This is a genomic window from Clostridium uliginosum, from assembly GCF_900112485.1.
Taxonomy (GTDB): Bacteria; Bacillota; Clostridia; order Clostridiales; family Clostridiaceae; genus Clostridium; species Clostridium uliginosum.
On record NZ_FOMG01000010.1, the window covers coordinates 39,181 to 56,564 of the forward strand.

A 17,384-nucleotide genomic window follows, 5' to 3' on the forward strand; every position below is an offset into this window, starting at 1 on the left:
GTGTTATAACTGTATGCATTTAGAAGATATTTATAATATAATATTGCATGCAAATAGGTATATGTGTGTTTTATAACTATATTTATGTAGTTACACAAATACTTAATTAACTAGTGTTTATCTTAATTTTAAAATAGATAAATAAATTTCGGGAGGTGAAAAAATGCCAACTATTAGCCAATTGGTAAGAAAAGGCAGAAAAACAACTGCAACAAAGTCAACTGCACCAGCACTTAAAGAGTGTCCACAAAAAAGAGGAGTATGTACAGTAGTTAAAACAACAACTCCAAAGAAGCCTAACTCAGCTTTAAGAAAAGTAGCAAGAGTAAGACTTACAAATGGATATGAAGTAACTGCATACATTGGTGGTGTAGGCCATAATTTACAAGAACATAGTGTTGTTCTTATAAGAGGTGGTAGAATTAAGGACCTTCCTGGTGTTAGATACCATATTGTAAGAGGTGCATTAGATTGTGCTGGAGTAGCTAACAGAATGCAAGGAAGATCAAAGTACGGTGCTAAAAAACCTAAACAAAAATAGGTTTTTTAAGTTAGTTTAGTGCTAATCTTCGCATTTACATAGATTTATAAATTTAGTTTATATAGATGTAAGAGGAAGAGCGCTTTACGGTATTAAAAAAATACCGAGTACCGATGAACTTAAATTTAAATTGTTAAGGAGGGAAGAAAAGTGCCAAGAAAAGGACATATTGCAAAAAGAGATGTATTACCAGATCCAGTATACAATTCAAAAGTTGTTACAAAATTTATAAATAGTATAATGGAAGATGGTAAAAGAGGTATAGCTCAAAAAATCTGTTATGATGCATTTGAGTTAATTGCACAAAGAAGCGGTAAAGAAGCCTTAGAGGTTTTCGAAGATGCTATGAATAATGTAATGCCATTACTAGAAGTTAAAGCTAGAAGAATAGGTGGTGCTACATACCAAGTTCCAATAGAAGTTAGAACAGAAAGAAGACAGACATTAGGAATTAGATGGATGTTAATAGCAGCAAGAAAAAGAGGCGAAAAGTTAATGTGTGAAAGAGTTGCAGGAGAATTATTAGATGCATCTAATAACACAGGAGCAGCCGTTAAGAAAAGAGAAGATACTCATAAGATGGCAGAAGCTAATAAAGCGTTTGCTCATTACAGATATTAATATATATACAAAAACTGTTTTGGCTTGCGCTAAGGCAGTTTTGTCAAATTTATACTTACTAGTTGAGAGGAGGACAAATAAATGGCTAGAAAATATCCTTTAGATAAATTTCGTAATTTCGGTATAATGGCTCATATAGATGCTGGTAAGACAACGACTACTGAGCGTATATTGTTTTATACAGGAATGAGTCATAAAATAGGAGAAGTTCATGATGGCGCAGCTACAATGGACTGGATGGTTCAAGAACAAGAGAGAGGTATAACAATTACTTCAGCAGCAACTACATGTTCATGGAAAGAACACGAACTTAATATTATTGATACTCCAGGTCACGTAGATTTCACAGTTGAAGTTGAAAGATCATTAAGAGTATTAGATGGAGCTGTTACTGTTCTTGATGCTAAGAGTGGAGTTGAACCACAAACTGAAACTGTTTGGAGACAGGCAGATAAATACGGTGTTCCAAGAATGATTTATGTAAATAAGATGGATGCAACAGGTGCAGATTTCTTTAGATGTGTAAATACAGTAAGAAATAGATTAAAGGCAAATGCAGTCCCAATTCAAATTCCAATTGGAAGTGAAGAAAACTTTAAAGGGATGATTGACCTTGTAAGAAATCTTGCTATTATGTATTACGATGATCTTGGAAAAGATATGAGAGAAGAAGAAATTCCTGCTGAATATGCAGAAAAAGCAGCAGAATATAGAAATACAATGGTAGAAGCTATTGCTGAAACAGATGAAGAATTAATGATGAAATATCTAGAAGGTGAAGAAATCACAGAAGATGAATTACATAATGCTTTAAGAAAAGCTACAATAGCTAATGAAATTTATCCATGTATTTGCGGATCTTCATATAAGAATAAAGGTGTTCAACAAATGATTGATGGAGTAGTAGCCTATTTACCATCACCATTAGATATTCCAGCTGTAAAAGGAACAACATTAGAAGGTGAAGAAGCTCATAGAGAAGCTTCAGATTCTGAACCATTATCTGCTTTAGCATTTAAGATTGCTACTGATCCATTCGTTGGTAAATTAGCTTTCGCAAGAATATATTCAGGAGTAATGGAAAGTGGTTCATATGTTCTTAACTCAACAAAAGGTAAGAAAGAAAGAATTGGTAGACTTGTTAAGATGCATTCAAACTCAAGACAAGAAGTTGAAGCATTAGAAGCTGGAGAATTAGGTGCTGTAATTGGTTTAAAGAATACAACTACTGGAGATACTCTATGTTCAGAAAAAGAACCAATCATACTTGAATCAATGGAATTCCCAGAACCTGTTATACATGTAGCTATAGAGCCAAAAACAAAAGCGGGTCAAGAAAAAATGGGATTAGCATTAGCTAAATTAGCTGAAGAAGATCCAACATTCAAAACTCACACTGATCGAGAAACAGGTCAAACTATAATAGGTGGTATGGGTGAACTTCACTTAGAAATCATCGTTGATAGACTTACAAGAGAATTCAAGGTTGAATGTAATGTTGGAGCTCCTCAAGTAGCTTATAAAGAAACAATTAGAAAAGCTGTTAAAGCTGAAGCTAAGTATGCTAAGCAATCAGGTGGTAAAGGACAATACGGTCATGCTGTAATTGAAATGGAACCAACTGAAGGCGAATATGTGTTTGAAAATGCTGTTGTAGGTGGAGCTATTCCTAAAGAATATATTCCAGCTATTGACAATGGTATTAGAGAAGCAGCTTTAAATGGTATTATTGCTGGATACAATGTTATTAACTTCAAAGTTAAGTTAGTACATGGTTCATATCATGAAGTTGATTCATCGGAAATGGCATTTAAAATTGCTGGATCTATGGCATTTAAGAATGCTATGGCTAAAGCAGAACCAGTACTTCTTGAACCTATGATGAAAGTCGAAGTAACAGTTCCTGAAGAATATATGGGAGATGTTATCGGAGACATTAACTCAAGAAGAGGTAGAATGGAAGGAATGGAAGCTGTTAATGGAGCTCAAGTTATTAGAGCATTTGTACCATTATCAGAAATGTTTGGATATGCTACTACTTTAAGATCTAAAACTCAAGGTAGAGGGGTTTACTCAATGGTATTCGATCATTATGAAGAAGTTCCAAAGAGTATTCAAGAAGAAGTTGCTGGAAAGAGAACTAAGTAATACGATAAATACAAATATTGGTATTCATAATAATTATAGAAATGTACTTTAAATTAATTTATATATAGAGGAGGAATTTTACAATGTCAAAAGCAAAATTTGAGAGAAGTAAGCCACACGTAAATATCGGAACAATCGGTCACGTAGACCATGGTAAGACAACATTAACAGCTGCAATCACAACAGTATTAGCAGCAAAGGGATTTGCAGAAGCATTCAACTATGCAGATATAGATAAGGCTCCAGAAGAAAAAGAAAGAGGAATCACAATCAATACTGCACATGTTGAGTATGAAACAGCAAACAGACATTATGCTCACGTAGACTGTCCAGGACATGCTGATTATGTAAAGAACATGATTACAGGAGCAGCACAAATGGATGGAGCAATATTAGTTTGTTCAGCAGCAGATGGTCCAATGCCACAAACAAGAGAACATATCCTATTAGCATCAAGAGTTGGAGTTGACTACATCGTAGTATTCTTAAACAAAGCTGATATGGTAGATGACGAAGAATTATTAGAATTAGTTGAAATGGAAGTTAGAGAATTATTAAGCGAATACAACTTCCCAGGAGACGATATTCCAGTAATAAAGGGATCTGCATTACAAGCATTAGAAAACCCAACAGATGAAGCTAAAATAGCTCCAATATTAGAATTAATGGAAGCTGTAGATAGCTATATCCCAACACCTGAAAGAGCAACAGATAAGCCATTTATCATGCCTATAGAAGATGTATTTACAATCACAGGTAGAGGAACAGTTGCTACAGGAAGAGTTGAAACAGGAGTACTTCACGTAGGAGACGAAGTTGAAATCGTAGGATTAAGTGAAGAGAAGAAAAAGGTAGTAGTAACAGGAATAGAAATGTTCAGAAAGTTACTAGATGATGCAAGAGCAGGAGATAACATAGGAGCATTATTAAGAGGAGTACAAAGAGCAGACATCGAAAGAGGTCAAGTATTAGCTGTACCAAATTCAGTACACCCACATACTAACTTTGTAGGTCAAGTATATGTTCTTAAAAAAGAAGAAGGTGGAAGACATACTCCATTCTTTGATGGATATAGACCACAATTCTACTTCAGAACAACAGATGTTACAGGATCAATCAAATTACCAGAAGGAATGGAAATGGTAATGCCAGGAGATCACATCGACATGAAAGTTGAATTAATCACTCCAGTAGCTATGGATGAAGGATTAAGATTCGCTATCAGAGAAGGTGGAAGAACAGTAGGTTCAGGAGTTGTTACTAGCATAGCTAAATAATAAAATATAAAAATTCTAATTAGAATATAAAAAGAAGGTAGGGGAAAGCGCTTTTCTCTATCTTCTTTATTTTATAAATAAAACTAAAAAAGTTTTTACCTTATAAGTAAGACGATATAATGAATAAATAGAATAGAATTATTAAAATTTAATATAAACTTTTTTATAATAATGAAAGACAATTAAAAACTTAAAAAAAGTAAAAAAAAAACTTGAAAAAGATAATTAACAATAGTATAATAAAGAAGTTGCATAGCATACAGCGATGAGTCAAGAGGTTGCCGGACTTCCGGGTAATTCTTGATGAGTAAGTTTGGATCTAGAATCCGACGACAGGGATTTTATAAATTTGCGACGAGATAGGAAACACCAGGAACAGTTTATAGAATAGCCGCTGTTGTGCGTTAGAAGTAGAGCGTACATGAAAAGGAGGGAAACCAAAATGTCAAAGCAAAAAATAAGAATCAGATTAAAAGCATTTGATCATACAATATTAGATCAATCAGCTGAAAAGATTGTTGAAACTGCAAAAACAACAGGAGCTAAGGTAGTAGGACCAGTTCCATTACCTACTGAAAAAGATGTTGTTACAGTATTAAGAGCAGTTCATAAGTACAAAGATTCAAGAGAACAATTCGAAATTAGAACTCATAAGAGATTAATCGACATAGTTAATCCATCACCTAAAACTGTTGATGCATTAATGAGATTAAATCTTCCAGCTGGTGTAGATATAGAAATTAAACTATAAAGCTGGAAATAAAATAAAATATTGAACTATTATGATTGTTAACAATCCGCTAATTAGTTTGGGAGGTGTAAATACATGAAAAAAGCTATAATGGGAAGAAAAATAGGAATGACTCAAATATTTAATGAAGCAGGAAAAGTTATTCCAGTAACAGTTGTAGAAGCTGGTCCATGTGTTGTTGTTCAAAAGAAAACTATAGAAAAAGATGGTTATGAAGCAATACAAGTTGGTTTTGACGAAATTAGAGAAAAATTAGTTAACAAGCCAGCTAAAGGACATTTTGCTAAAGCAGGAGTTTCATTAAGAAGAACTCTTAAGGAATTCAGACTTGACGACACAAGTGCATATGAAATTGGTCAAGAAATAAAGGCTGATGTATTTGAAGTTGGAGAAAAAATTGATGTATCAGGAGTTTCTAAAGGTAAGGGATTCCAAGGTGTTATTAAGAGATGGAATCAACAAAGAGGACCTATGACTCATGGTTCTAAATTCCATAGAGCACCAGGATCAATGGGAGCTTCATCAGACCCATCAAGAACATTCAAAAACAAGAGAATGCCAGGACATATGGGATGTACTAATATAACAGTGATGAACTTAGAAGTTGTTAAAGTAATAGCTGAGAAAAACTTATTATTAATAAAGGGTGGAATCCCAGGACCTAATAAGGGTAAAGTAGTAATAAGAGATGCAGTTAAGGCTTAATTTCTGAAAGAAAGGAGGAAACAGAATGCCTACAGTAGGTTTATTTAATCAAGAAGGAAAACAAGTTGGAGATATCCAATTAAGTGCAAATGTATTTGAAGCAGAAGTGAATGAACATGCATTACATCAAGTAGTAGTTGCTTTATTAGCTAATAAGAGACAAGGAACTCAATCAGCTAAGACAAGAACTGAGGTTAGAGGAGGCGGAATCAAGCCTTGGAGACAAAAGGGTACTGGTAGAGCAAGACAAGGTTCTATTAGAGCACCACAATGGATCAAAGGTGGTATTGTATTCGCACCAAAGCCAAGAGATTATAGAGTTTCAGTGCCAAAGAGCATGAGAAAAGTAGCTATGAAATCAGCATTAACTAGTAAAGTTAATGATGGTCAAATGGTTGTTCTTGAAACATTAGCTTTTGAAGCACCAAAGACTAAGCAAGTTATAGAAATGTTAAAAGCTTTTGAAGCTAAAAAAACATTAATAGTAACAGCAGAGTCAAATGAAGCTGTTTATAAATCAGCAAGAAATATTCAAGGGATTAGTGTTATCCCAGCAAACAACATCAATGTATATGATTTATTAAAGTATGAAAAATTAATCATAACTAAAGATGCTGTATCAAAAATTGAGGAGGTGTACGCATAATGAAATTAACAAGCCATGATATCATAAGAAAGCCAGTTATAACTGAAAAGAGTATGGCAGCTATGGCAGAAAAGAAGTACACTTTCATGGTTCACGTGGATACTAACAAATCTCAAATAAAGAGAGCTGTGGAAGAAGTTTTTGATGTTAAAGTTGAAGATGTTAAAACTATAAATGGTTTAGGAAAAACTAAAAGAATGGGCGTACATGTAGGTAAAAGAGCAGACTACAAAAAAGCTATTGTTAAATTAAGTGAAGAAAGCAAAGGTATTGAATTCTTCGAAGGATTACAATAGTCCATTAAAGGCCATTATTGGTGAAAACACCAGAGAAGCTGAAAAAAGGAGGGAATTTTAAATGGCAGTTAAAAAGTTTAATCCAATTACACCATCAAGAAGAGAAATGACTATGCCAACGTTCGAAGAAATAACTTCACAACAACCGGAAAAGTCACTTCTTGTTGCATTAAAAAGCAAAGCGGGTAGAAATGCTCAAGGTAAAATTACTGTTAGACATCGTGGTGGTGGAGTTAAGAGAAAATATAGAATTATAGATTTCAAGAGAAATAAAGATTCAGTTCCAGCAAAGGTTGCAACTATAGAATATGATCCAAATAGATCAGCATATATTGCACTTGTTGTTTACACTGATGGAGACAAGAAATACATAATAGCACCGATAGGATTAAAAGTTGGTGATGTTATAGTATCAGGACCAGACGCAGATATTAAACCGGGTAATGCTCTTCCATTGAAGAATATACCAGTTGGTACAGTAATTCATAATATCGAATTACAAAAAGGTAAAGGTGGTCAATTAGTTAGAGCAGCTGGTGGATCAGCACAATTAATGGCTAAAGAAGGCGATTATGCAACTTTAAGATTACCTTCAGGTGAAATGAGATATGTTAGAATAGAATGTAGAGCAACAATTGGAACAGTTTCTAATCCAACAAATGATATAGTTAATATCGGTAAAGCTGGAAGAAAGAGACATATGGGATGGAGACCTACAGTTAGAGGATCAGTTATGAACCCTAATGATCACCCTCATGGTGGTGGTGAAGGTAAATCACCAGTTGGTAGACCAAGTCCAGTTACTCCATGGGGTAAACCAGCACTTGGATACAAGACAAGAAAGAATAAGAAATATTCAGATAGATTTATCATCAAGGGTAGAAACGCTAAGTAGTTTGAAGAGAATAGTAAGTTCTCTTCATAGCTTATCGGCATAAGGTTTTATGAAGGGAGGCAATATTAGTGAGTAGATCAACAAAGAAAGCACCTTTTATACATGAAGGACTTTTAAAGAAGATAGAAGAAATGAACACAAGTGGAGAGAAAAAAGTTGTAAAGACTTGGTCAAGAAGTTCAACTGTATTCCCACAAATGATTGGTCATACAATTGCAGTTCATGACGGAAGAAAGCATGTTCCAGTTTATTTATCAGAAGATATGGTTGGACACAAGCTAGGTGAGTTCGTATTAACTAGAACTTACAGAGGTCATGTAGCAGATAAAACATCAAAAAGAAAGTAGCCTGGAAAGGAGGAACATAAATGGAAGCTAGAGCTATAGCTAAATATATAAGAATGTCTCCAATAAAAGTAGGAGTAATTCTTAATTTAATCAGAGGAAAACAAGTTAAAGAAGCTTTTGCTATTTTAGAATATACTCCAAGAGAAGCAGCAGTAGTAATTAAAAAAGTTTTAAAATCAGCTGTTGCAAATGCAGAAAATAATTTAGAATTAGATTCTGACAACTTATACGTTTCAGAGGCTTATGTTGGTCAAGGTCCAACACTAAAAAGATTTAGACCTATGGATCACGGTAAAGCATTCAAAATTTTAAAGAAAACAAGCCATATAACAGTTGCTGTTAAAGAAAGAGCTTAGTATAGAAGGAGGGAAACATAAGTGGGTCAAAAAGTAAATCCTCATGGACTTAGAGTAGGAGTTATCAAGGGTTGGAGCGCAAAATGGTATGCTAATAAAAAAGATTTTGCTAATAATCTTGTAGAAGATAACCAAATAAGAAAATTTGTTAAAAAAGAACTTTTTTCAGCTGGTATTTCTAAAATAGAAATTGAAAGAGCTGCTAAGAGAGTTAAATTAAACATATATACTGCTAAACCAGGTGTTGTCATCGGAAGAGGCGGATCAGGTATCGAAGCTTTAAAGAAAAAATTAACTAATTATGTTGTAGGAAAAAACATATTAATCAACATAGTTGAAGTTAAGAGTGCTGAATCAGATGCTCAATTAATGGCAGAAAATATTGCTGCTCAATTAGAAAAGAGAATCTCATTCAGAAGAGCTATGAAGCAAACAATGCAAAGAGCTATGAAGCACGGTATTAAAGGTGTAAAAACTGCATGTGCTGGTAGATTAGGTGGAGCTGAAATAGCAAGAACTGAACACTATCATGAAGGAACAATTCCACTACAAACATTAAGAGCTGATATTGAATATGGATTTGCTGAGGCAGATACAACATATGGAAAAATTGGAGTTAAAGTTTGGGTTTATAATGGAGAGGTTCTTCCAACTAAGAAAGTAGAAAAGGAAGAAGCTAACGCATAGGAAAGGAGGAATAGATCATGTTAATGCCTAAAAGAGTAAAACATCGTAAGGTACAACGTGGTAGAATGAAAGGTAAAGCAACAAGAGGTAATTTCTTAGCTTATGGAGACTATGGTCTTCAAGCAACAACTTGTGGATGGATTACAAGTAATCAAATTGAGGCTGCCAGAATTGCTATCAACAGATATATTAAAAGAGGTGGAAAACTTTGGATAAAGATTTTCCCAGATAAGCCAGTAACAGAAAAACCTGCAGAAACAAGAATGGGATCTGGTAAAGGATCACCAGAATATTGGGTTGCAGTAGTTAAACCTGATAGAGTATTATTTGAATTATCAGGGGTTACTGAAGAAGTTGCAAGAGAAGCAATGAGACTTGCATCACACAAACTTCCTGTAAGAACAAAGTTTGTTACAAGAAGAGATTTTGAGGAAATGGGTGGTGAAGAATAATGAAGGCTAGAGAATTACAAGAAATGAAATCAAGCAATCCTCAAGATTTAACAGTTAAGCTAACTGATCTTAAAGCTGAATTATTTAACTTAAGATTTCAATTAGCTACAGGACAATTAGAAAATCCTATGAGAATTAGAGAAGTAAAGAAATCTATAGCCCAAATAAAGACCATCTTAAGAGAAGACGAATTAAGGGCATTGGAACAGTAAATCTGGAAGGAGGTAAGGCCTAATGGAAAGAGCATTAAGAAAGAAAAGAAGCGGCAGAGTTGTTTCTGATAAAATGGAAAAAACTATAGTAGTTGCTGTTGAAACTAAGGTTAGACATCCACTATATGGTAAAACAATTAAAAGAACTACAAAGTTCAAAGTTCATGATGAAAATAATGAAGCAAAAATTAATGATAAAGTATCAATAATGGAAACTAGACCTTTATCTAAAGATAAGAGATGGAGACTCGTTGAAATAGTTGAAAAGGCTAAATAGGCTTTAAAACCGAAAGGAGGGTAATTCAATGATACAACAACAAACTTTACTAAAAGTTGCAGATAATTCAGGTGCAAAAGAAATTATGTGCATTAGAGTATTGGGTGGATCAAAAAGAAAATTTGGTAATATCAGTGATGTTATCGTAGCTAGCGTTAAAAGTGCAACACCAGGCGGAGTTGTTAAAAAAGGTGAAGTTGTAAAAGCAGTTGTAGTTAGATCAGTAAAAGGATTAAGAAGAGCGGACGGTTCATATATTAAATTTGATGAAAATGCTGCAGTTATCATCAAAGATGATAAGCAACCAAGAGGTACTCGTATCTTTGGACCTGTTGCTAGGGAGCTAAGAGATAAAGAATTTAATAAGATTTTATCATTAGCACCAGAAGTTCTATAAGAGGAGGTGGCTAACTTGAAGGTACATGTAAGAAAAAGTGATACAGTTATAGTTATATCTGGAAAAGATAAAGGAAAAACTGGTGAAGTTTTAAAAGTATTTCCTAAGACAGGAAAAGTTCTTGTTCAAGGAATTAACATAATTAAGAAACATCAAAAAGCTAATAAGACTCAAACTGAAAGCGCTATAATTGAAAAAGAAGCTTCAATTAATAGTTCTAAGGTTATGTTATATTGTAATAAGTGTAAGAATGCTACTAGAATTAGTAATAAAATCTTAGATGATGGTACTAAGGTTAGAGTATGCAAGAAATGCGCAGAAACATTCTAGAATCTGAAAGGAGGTAACCAATATGACAAGACTTCAAGAAAAATACCAAAAAGAAATAATTCCAGCAATGATTGAAAAGTTCGGATACAAAAATATTATGGAAGTTCCGAAACTAGAAAAGATAGTAATTAACATGGGTGTTGGAGAAGCTAAGGAAAATCAAAAAGTTTTAGAATCAGCAGTTAATGATTTAACTTTAATATGTGGTCAAAAACCAATATTAACTAGATCTAAAAAATCAATTGCCAATTTTAAGATAAGAGAAAATATGGCTTTAGGATGTAAAGTTACGTTAAGAAAATCTCAAATGTTTGAATTTGCAGATAAGTTAATGAGTATCGCATTACCTAGAGTAAGAGATTTCAGAGGAGTTTCTGCTAAGGCATTTGATGGTAGAGGAAACTATTCATTAGGAATAAAAGAACAATTAATTTTCCCAGAAATAGAATATGATAAGATTGATAAAGTTAGAGGAATGGATATAATCTTCGTTACATCTGCAAACACTGACGAAGAAGCTAGGGAATTATTAAGATTCCTTGGAATGCCATTTGCTCAATAATAAGGAGGGAAACACTGTGGCACGTAAGGCTATTATTGAAAAGTGGAGTAAAACTCCTAAATATAAAACTAGAGCTTATACAAGATGTAGAATATGTGGAAGACCACATTCTGTACTAAGAAAATACGGAGTATGTCGTATTTGTTTTAGAGAACTTGCTCATAAGGGAGAAATTCCTGGTTGCAAGAAAGCAAGTTGGTAATACACATAATGTAATGAAAGGAGGCACATTAAATGGTTATGACAGATCCGATAGCAGATTTACTAACTCGTGTGAGAAATGCTAATTCTGTAAGACACGAAGTGGTAGAAGTACCTTCTTCAACTATAAAGAAGGCAATTGCAAATATATTATTACAAGAGGGTTACATCAAAGAGATTAATGAATATAACGATGGAGTAGTTCCTATGTTAAGAATAAGTCTTAAATATGGTGCTAACAAAGAAAGAGTTATAACTGGTATTAAGAGAATTTCAAAACCAGGTTTAAGAGTATATTGTAGAAAAGATGAAGTACCAAAGGTTCTTAATGGATTAGGCGTCGCTGTTGTTTCAACTTCAAAGGGACTAATGGTTGATAGAGAGGCTAGAAAGAACGGATTAGGTGGAGAAGTAGTCTGCTACGTTTGGTAGTATTTTAAATTTTGAAAATAAACAGAAATTGTAGTTTGATATATACAATTATGAAATAATACAGGAGGTGCAATTATGTCAAGAGTAGGTAGATTACCAATAGCTATACCTGCTGGCGTAACTGTTACTGTAACACCAGACAACGTTGTTACAGTTAAGGGCCCAAAGGGCGAACTAGTTAAAGCTATGCATAAAGACATAAATATAGCAATTGAAAACAATGAAGTAGTTGTTACTAGACCTAGTGATGATAAAAATCATAGAGCTCTTCATGGTTTAACAAGAGCATTAATTAATAATATGGTAATTGGAGTAAATGAAGGTTACCAAAAGAATTTAGATTTAGTTGGTGTTGGTTACAGAGCTCAATTACAAGGTAAAAAGCTTGTAATGAACCTTGGATATTCACATCCAGTTGAAGTAGAACCTGTTGACGGAATCACATTCGAAACTCCAGCTGCAACTAAAGTAATTGTTAAAGGAATTGACAAAGAAAAAGTTGGCGCTGCTGCTGCAGATATCAGAAAGTGGAGAGTACCAGAACCATACAAAGGTAAGGGCGTTAAGTACGAAAATGAAGTGATTAGACGTAAAGAAGGTAAAACTGGTAAGAAATAATAGGAAGGAGTGAGCTTTATGTTCAAAAAGGCAGACAAAAAAGCAAGTAGAGAAAAACGTCACCTTAGAGTTCGTAAGAAAGTTTTTGGTACTCCGGAAAGACCAAGACTTTCAGTTTTCAGAAGTGAAAAGAATATATATGCACAAATTATTGATGATATAAATTCAGTTACATTAGTAGCTGCTTCAAGTTTAGATAAAGACTTTGGTGTTAAAGGTGGCAACAAAGAAGGCGCTAAACTTGTAGGAGAAATAATTGCAAAGAAAGCTGTAGAAAAAGGAATTACTGAAGTGGTATTTGATAGAGGCGGATACGTATATCATGGAAGAGTTCAAGAATTAGCACAAGCAGCTAGAGAAGCAGGCTTGAAATTCTAATATACGAGGAGGGAAATAAATGAGAATCGATCCTAGTACACTAGACCTTAAAGAAAAGGTTGTTTTTATAAACAGAGTTACTAAGGTTGTTAAGGGTGGTAGAAACTTTAGATTCAGCGCTTTAGTTGTTGTCGGAGACGAGAACGGACACGTTGGCGTTGGAATGGGTAAGTCAATCGAAATCCCAGAAGCAATTAAAAAAGGAATAGAAGATGCTAAGAAAAACTTAGTAAGTGTTGCAATGGTAGGAACAACAATTCCTCACCAAGTAAATGGTAAATTTGGGACTTCAAATGTTCTAATTATGCCAGCTAAAGAAGGTACAGGAGTTATTGCTGGAGGTCCAGCAAGAGTTGTATTAGAATTAGCAGGATTAAAGGATGTTAGAGCTAAATCATTAGGTTCAAACAATCCTAAAAATATGGTAAATGCTACAATAAACGGATTGGATAGCTTAAGAACAGCTGAAGATATAGCTAAATTAAGAGGAAAATCTGTTGAAGAAATATTAGGTTAGGAGGTATTGCAATGGCTAAATTAAGAGTTACTTTAGTAAAGAGCTTAATAGGTAGAAAAAAGGAACATATTGCTACTGCAAATGCTCTTGGACTTAGAAAAATACACAAGACAGTAGAACATGAGGGAACACCTCAAATAAAAGGTATGTTAAAGAAGATTGATTACCTATTAAAGGTAGAAGAAATATAATAATAAGGAGGTGTACTGAATATGAAACTTCATGAATTAAAACCAGCAATAGGTAGCAAAAAAGCGCCTAAAAGACTTGGAAGAGGTACAGGTTCTGGAACTGGAAGAAACGCTGGTAAAGGTGAAAAGGGTCAAAATGCAAGATCAGGTGGTGGAGTAAGACCTGGTTTCGAAGGAGGCCAAATGCCTTTATACAGAAGACTTCCTAAGAGAGGTTTTACAAATATTTTTGCTAAGAAATTTGTTAGTATCAATGTAGATAGATTAAATATATTTGAAAATGGTACTGAAATTACTCCAGAAGTATTACTTGACAGAAGAGTTATAAGTAAAGTATTAGACGGAGTAAAGATTCTTGGAAACGGAAATATAGAAAAATCATTAATAATAAAAGGATGTAAGTTCTCAAAATCTGCAATAGAAAAGATCGAAGCAGCTGGAGGAAAAGTTGAGGTGATTTAAAGTGCTTCAAACTTTGCGTAATGCATTTAAAGTTTCTGAACTAAGGAAAAAATTTTTGTGGATAATAATATTAGTTGCAGTTTTCAGGATGGGAAGTCATATTCCTGTTCCTGGAATTAACTCAGATTATTTGAAAAGTATATCTCAATCAGGTGGTTTAATAGGCTTTTATGATTTGATTTCTGGAGGAGCTTTCAGTAGATGTAGTATATTTGCATTAGGTGTTATGCCATATATTAATGCATCAATTATAATGCAGTTATTGACAGTTGCTATTCCTCAATTAGAACAGCTTTCTAAAGAGGGAGAAGACGGAAGAAAGAAAATACAAAACGCAACTCGTTATGTATCTCTTGGAATATCATTTATATTAGCATTTGGAACATATGCAATGATTTCTAATAGTGGAGCCACAGTAGGAATGAGTATTACTAAAATATGTATTGTTATTTTTTCATTAGTAGTTGGTTCTACATTTTGTATGTGGTTAGGAGATCAAATTACTGTTAATGGAATTGGAAATGGAACTTCTATATTAATTTTTGTTAATATAGTTTCAAAAATCCCAATGACGATTGGTTCAATTATTGCTTCTAAACAAGCAGGAGAGGTAAGTATAATAGAAATTACATTATTTGTAGTATTTTTTGTTGCATTACTTGCAACTGTACTTTATTTTTCATTAGCTGAAAGAAGAATTCCTGTTCAATATGCTGGAAAAGCTGTTGGTGGAAGTAAAATGATGAAAAATCAATCAAGTCATATTCCGTTAAGTATTATTGGATCAGCTGTTATAGCAATTATTTTTGCAATGTCAGTTATGGACTTTCCTAAAACAATAGCAACTTTTGTTCCAAACAAAGGTTGGTCAATGTGGGTTTTAAATAATACAAATTGTATATTTAATCAAAAAAGTTGGATGTATCTTGTAGTATATTCAATTCTTACATTGTTCTTTACTTGGTTCTATACTCAAATTACGTTTAAGCCAGATGAAATGGCTGAAAACTTACACAAATCAACAGGATTTATACCAGGTGTAAGACCAGGAGAGGCAACAACACAATATTTTGAAAGAATTCTTAATAAGGTGTCAGTAATAGGTGGTACATTGGCAGCTATATTAGCTGTAACACCAATTATGATTGATAATTATACACAATTTAAAAATATATCATTTTCAGGAACAGCACTTTTAATAATTATAGGGGTTGCATTAGATTTTACTAGGCAAGTAGAATCACAAATGGTAATGCGCCACTATAAAGGATTTCTTAAATAGATTAGATAAATGGAGATGAAGCCCGTGAAGATAGTATTACTAGGTCCTCCTGGAGCCGGGAAAGGAACACAGGCAAAATCAATTAGTAATAGATATTCAATACCACATATTTCTACAGGAGATATTTTTAGAAAAAACATTTCTGAAAATACTCCGCTTGGAATAGAAGCTAAGGGATATATGGATAATGGACAATTAGTTCCTGATGAAGTTACTATTAATATGGTTAAAGACAGATTACAAGATGAAGATTGTACTTCTGGATATCTATTAGATGGTTTCCCAAGAACTGTAGCTCAAGCAAATGCTCTTAATGAATTTCTTATAAGTAGAGAAGAACAATTAGATACTTCGTTATTAATTGAAGTACCCATTGGATTTATTTTAGAAAGAATGACAGGAAGAAGAGTATGTCCATCATGTGGAGCTAGTTATCATATTAAGTTTAACCCTCCAAATAATGATGGCAAATGTGACTTGTGTGGAAGTGAGGTTATACAAAGAAAAGACGATACAGTTGAAACTGTAAAGGAAAGGCTAGATGTATATGAAAACCAAACACAGCCGCTAATTGAATTTTACAAGAGCAAAAATTTACTTTCAGTAGTAGATGGTACAAAAGCTATTAATGAAGTTTTCAAAGGTATTTGTAAAGTACTAGGGAGCAATGATTAATGATTATCATAAAAAATGATAACGAAATTGCTCTAATGAGAAAATCTGGAAAAATAGTTGCTGAAACATTATTATTACTAGAAAAAAAAGTAAAACCTGGTATAACTACTGCAGAATTAGACAGGGTAGCAGAAGAATTTATAACTAAGCATGGAGCAAAACCTTCCTTTAAGGGGTTATATGGTTTTCCTTCGTCACTATGTATTTCTGTGAATGAGCAAGTAGTACATGGGATACCAGGAAGATATCAATTAAGAGATGGTGACATAGTTAGTGTTGACTGTGGAGCTTTCGTTGATGGATTCCATGGAGACGCTGCACGAACCTTTTCCGTTGGAGAAGTTACAAAAGAAGCTCAGAGATTAATTGATGTAACAAAAGAAAGTTTCTTTCGAGGTATAAAATTTGCTAAAGAAGGAAATAGATTAAGTAGTATATCACACGAAATACAAAACTACATTGAGGCAGCAGGTTTCTCGGTAGTAAGAGACTTTGTAGGTCATGGGATCGGAACGAAAGTTCATGAAGATCCAGAAGTGCCAAATTTCGGGAGAGAAGGCAGAGGTCCAAAATTAGTTAAAGGGATGGTGTTAGCAATAGAACCTATGGTTAATGCAGGAACTTATAGAGTGAAAACTTTAAATAATAATTGGACAGTTGCAACAGTAGATGGTAGTTTATCAGCACATTATGAAAATACGGTTGCAATTTTGCCAGATGGACCAGAGATATTAACACTTATTAAGTAGAAACAGAGTGTTGCTTAGTTATAAATTTGCATGATGCCATTTCATTTGGGGAATGTTAATTTATTACTAAGGTAATCATCGAGGTGAAAAGTTTGCAAAGCAATGACTTGATTGGGAAAATAGTACTTTCAAAAGCAGGAAGAGATATAGATCATTTATATGTTATTGTTAGGCAGATAGATAACAATTACGTATTGTTATCTAATGGAAATACAAAAATAATGAATATGCCTAAGAAGAAAAAACTTAAACATTTAAGTATTTTAGAAAACATAGATGAAGATATAGTATCATCTATAAAATTATGCGATAAAAGTACTGATTTAAAAATTAAGAGATTTCTAAAACTTAGAAGCATTGTTAAGGAGGGTTGATTACC

General features: G+C 33.5%; 29 protein-coding genes. All 29 read left to right on the forward strand.

The annotated features are described in order from the left end of the window. Nucleotides 1–163 precede the first annotated feature (163 nt). On the forward strand, nucleotides 164–541 hold the full coding sequence (gene rpsL, locus BM027_RS08405; RefSeq protein WP_090090786.1) for a 30S ribosomal protein S12: 378 nt from the start codon (nucleotides 164–166) through the stop codon (nucleotides 539–541). A gap of 150 nt (nucleotides 542–691) precedes the next feature. Beyond that, entirely contained in the window at nucleotides 692–1,162 is a 471-nt protein-coding gene (rpsG, locus tag BM027_RS08410) for a 30S ribosomal protein S7 (protein WP_090090788.1), read from the forward strand. Between the two features lie 81 nt (nucleotides 1,163–1,243). After that, nucleotides 1,244–3,310: an elongation factor G gene (gene fusA, locus BM027_RS08415; RefSeq protein ID WP_090090790.1), complete on the forward strand. Its 2,067-nt coding sequence runs from the start codon at nucleotides 1,244–1,246 to the stop codon at nucleotides 3,308–3,310. Between the two features lie 83 nt (nucleotides 3,311–3,393). Continuing rightward, nucleotides 3,394–4,587, forward strand: coding sequence for an elongation factor Tu (tuf, locus tag BM027_RS08420; protein ID WP_090090770.1), 1,194 nt, complete (start codon nucleotides 3,394–3,396; stop codon nucleotides 4,585–4,587). A gap of 442 nt (nucleotides 4,588–5,029) precedes the next feature. Further along, a complete protein-coding gene (gene rpsJ / locus BM027_RS08425; RefSeq protein ID WP_090090792.1) occupies nucleotides 5,030–5,338 on the forward strand; it encodes a 30S ribosomal protein S10 in 309 nt (102 codons plus the stop codon). A gap of 75 nt (nucleotides 5,339–5,413) precedes the next feature. Next, nucleotides 5,414–6,043, forward strand: coding sequence for a 50S ribosomal protein L3 (gene rplC, locus BM027_RS08430; protein ID WP_090090794.1), 630 nt, complete (start codon nucleotides 5,414–5,416; stop codon nucleotides 6,041–6,043). Nucleotides 6,044–6,068: 25 nt separating this feature from the next. Then, nucleotides 6,069–6,689 carry a 50S ribosomal protein L4 gene (gene rplD, locus BM027_RS08435; RefSeq protein ID WP_090090796.1) on the forward strand — a complete coding sequence of 207 codons (621 nt, stop codon included), beginning with the start codon at nucleotides 6,069–6,071 and terminating at the stop codon, nucleotides 6,687–6,689. Beyond that, the gene (gene rplW, locus BM027_RS08440) at nucleotides 6,689–6,985 is read left to right on the forward strand and encodes a 50S ribosomal protein L23 (RefSeq protein WP_090090797.1); all 297 of its coding nucleotides are present in this window, start codon (nucleotides 6,689–6,691) and stop codon (nucleotides 6,983–6,985) included. The genes rplD and rplW overlap by 1 nt, the downstream gene beginning before the upstream one ends. Nucleotides 6,986–7,046: 61 nt before the next feature. Then, the gene (gene rplB / locus BM027_RS08445) at nucleotides 7,047–7,880 is read left to right on the forward strand and encodes a 50S ribosomal protein L2 (RefSeq protein ID WP_090090799.1); all 834 of its coding nucleotides are present in this window, start codon (nucleotides 7,047–7,049) and stop codon (nucleotides 7,878–7,880) included. A gap of 68 nt (nucleotides 7,881–7,948) precedes the next feature. Then, on the forward strand, nucleotides 7,949–8,227 hold the full coding sequence (gene rpsS / locus BM027_RS08450; RefSeq protein ID WP_090090801.1) for a 30S ribosomal protein S19: 279 nt from the start codon (nucleotides 7,949–7,951) through the stop codon (nucleotides 8,225–8,227). 20 nt (nucleotides 8,228–8,247) lie between these two features. After that, nucleotides 8,248–8,583, forward strand: a complete 336-nt coding sequence (gene rplV / locus BM027_RS08455; protein WP_090090803.1) for a 50S ribosomal protein L22 — start codon at nucleotides 8,248–8,250, stop codon at nucleotides 8,581–8,583. 21 nt (nucleotides 8,584–8,604) lie between these two features. Then, nucleotides 8,605–9,270, forward strand: a complete 666-nt coding sequence (rpsC, locus tag BM027_RS08460; protein ID WP_090090805.1) for a 30S ribosomal protein S3 — start codon at nucleotides 8,605–8,607, stop codon at nucleotides 9,268–9,270. A 17-nt stretch (nucleotides 9,271–9,287) separates the two neighbouring features. Further along, entirely contained in the window at nucleotides 9,288–9,722 is a 435-nt protein-coding gene (rplP, locus tag BM027_RS08465; protein ID WP_090090807.1) for a 50S ribosomal protein L16, read from the forward strand. Then, the gene (rpmC, locus tag BM027_RS08470; protein ID WP_090090809.1) at nucleotides 9,722–9,934 is read left to right on the forward strand and encodes a 50S ribosomal protein L29; all 213 of its coding nucleotides are present in this window, start codon (nucleotides 9,722–9,724) and stop codon (nucleotides 9,932–9,934) included. Before rplP ends, rpmC begins: the two co-directional genes overlap by 1 nt. 22 nt (nucleotides 9,935–9,956) lie before the next feature. Continuing rightward, entirely contained in the window at nucleotides 9,957–10,211 is a 255-nt protein-coding gene (gene rpsQ / locus BM027_RS08475; protein ID WP_090090811.1) for a 30S ribosomal protein S17, read from the forward strand. Nucleotides 10,212–10,239: 28 nt separating this feature from the next. Then, the gene (gene rplN, locus BM027_RS08480; RefSeq protein ID WP_090090813.1) at nucleotides 10,240–10,608 is read left to right on the forward strand and encodes a 50S ribosomal protein L14; all 369 of its coding nucleotides are present in this window, start codon (nucleotides 10,240–10,242) and stop codon (nucleotides 10,606–10,608) included. A 15-nt stretch (nucleotides 10,609–10,623) separates the two neighbouring features. Next, nucleotides 10,624–10,938 (forward strand): 50S ribosomal protein L24, encoded by a 315-nt coding sequence (rplX, locus tag BM027_RS08485; RefSeq protein ID WP_090090815.1) that lies wholly within the window; start codon nucleotides 10,624–10,626, stop codon nucleotides 10,936–10,938. Nucleotides 10,939–10,960: 22 nt separating this feature from the next. Next, nucleotides 10,961–11,500, forward strand: a complete 540-nt coding sequence (rplE, locus tag BM027_RS08490) for a 50S ribosomal protein L5 (protein WP_090090817.1) — start codon at nucleotides 10,961–10,963, stop codon at nucleotides 11,498–11,500. A gap of 16 nt (nucleotides 11,501–11,516) precedes the next feature. Then, nucleotides 11,517–11,702 carry a type Z 30S ribosomal protein S14 gene (locus tag BM027_RS08495; RefSeq protein WP_090090819.1) on the forward strand — a complete coding sequence of 62 codons (186 nt, stop codon included), beginning with the start codon at nucleotides 11,517–11,519 and terminating at the stop codon, nucleotides 11,700–11,702. Between the two features lie 32 nt (nucleotides 11,703–11,734). Then, nucleotides 11,735–12,133: a 30S ribosomal protein S8 gene (rpsH, locus tag BM027_RS08500; protein WP_090090820.1), complete on the forward strand. Its 399-nt coding sequence runs from the start codon at nucleotides 11,735–11,737 to the stop codon at nucleotides 12,131–12,133. Between the two features lie 75 nt (nucleotides 12,134–12,208). Continuing rightward, the gene (gene rplF / locus BM027_RS08505; protein WP_090090822.1) at nucleotides 12,209–12,751 is read left to right on the forward strand and encodes a 50S ribosomal protein L6; all 543 of its coding nucleotides are present in this window, start codon (nucleotides 12,209–12,211) and stop codon (nucleotides 12,749–12,751) included. A gap of 18 nt (nucleotides 12,752–12,769) precedes the next feature. Beyond that, entirely contained in the window at nucleotides 12,770–13,129 is a 360-nt protein-coding gene (gene rplR / locus BM027_RS08510) for a 50S ribosomal protein L18 (protein WP_090090824.1), read from the forward strand. Nucleotides 13,130–13,148: 19 nt separating this feature from the next. Next, complete coding sequence (gene rpsE / locus BM027_RS08515) at nucleotides 13,149–13,646, forward strand: 30S ribosomal protein S5 (protein WP_090090826.1); 498 nt, start codon at nucleotides 13,149–13,151, stop codon at nucleotides 13,644–13,646. An 11-nt stretch (nucleotides 13,647–13,657) separates the two neighbouring features. Then, nucleotides 13,658–13,837, forward strand: coding sequence for a 50S ribosomal protein L30 (gene rpmD / locus BM027_RS08520; protein ID WP_090090828.1), 180 nt, complete (start codon nucleotides 13,658–13,660; stop codon nucleotides 13,835–13,837). Nucleotides 13,838–13,858: 21 nt separating this feature from the next. After that, a complete protein-coding gene (gene rplO, locus BM027_RS08525) occupies nucleotides 13,859–14,299 on the forward strand; it encodes a 50S ribosomal protein L15 (protein ID WP_090090829.1) in 441 nt (146 codons plus the stop codon). A gap of 1 nt (nucleotide 14,300) precedes the next feature. Next, the gene (secY, locus tag BM027_RS08530) at nucleotides 14,301–15,581 is read left to right on the forward strand and encodes a preprotein translocase subunit SecY (RefSeq protein ID WP_090090831.1); all 1,281 of its coding nucleotides are present in this window, start codon (nucleotides 14,301–14,303) and stop codon (nucleotides 15,579–15,581) included. 24 nt (nucleotides 15,582–15,605) lie between these two features. Beyond that, nucleotides 15,606–16,256: an adenylate kinase gene (locus tag BM027_RS08535; protein ID WP_090090833.1), complete on the forward strand. Its 651-nt coding sequence runs from the start codon at nucleotides 15,606–15,608 to the stop codon at nucleotides 16,254–16,256. Next, nucleotides 16,256–17,005: a type I methionyl aminopeptidase gene (map, locus tag BM027_RS08540; RefSeq protein ID WP_090090835.1), complete on the forward strand. Its 750-nt coding sequence runs from the start codon at nucleotides 16,256–16,258 to the stop codon at nucleotides 17,003–17,005. The genes BM027_RS08535 and map overlap by 1 nt, the downstream gene beginning before the upstream one ends. A gap of 92 nt (nucleotides 17,006–17,097) precedes the next feature. Further along, a complete protein-coding gene (locus tag BM027_RS08545; protein WP_090090836.1) occupies nucleotides 17,098–17,379 on the forward strand; it encodes a KOW domain-containing RNA-binding protein in 282 nt (93 codons plus the stop codon). Nucleotides 17,380–17,384: the final 5 nt, after the last annotated feature.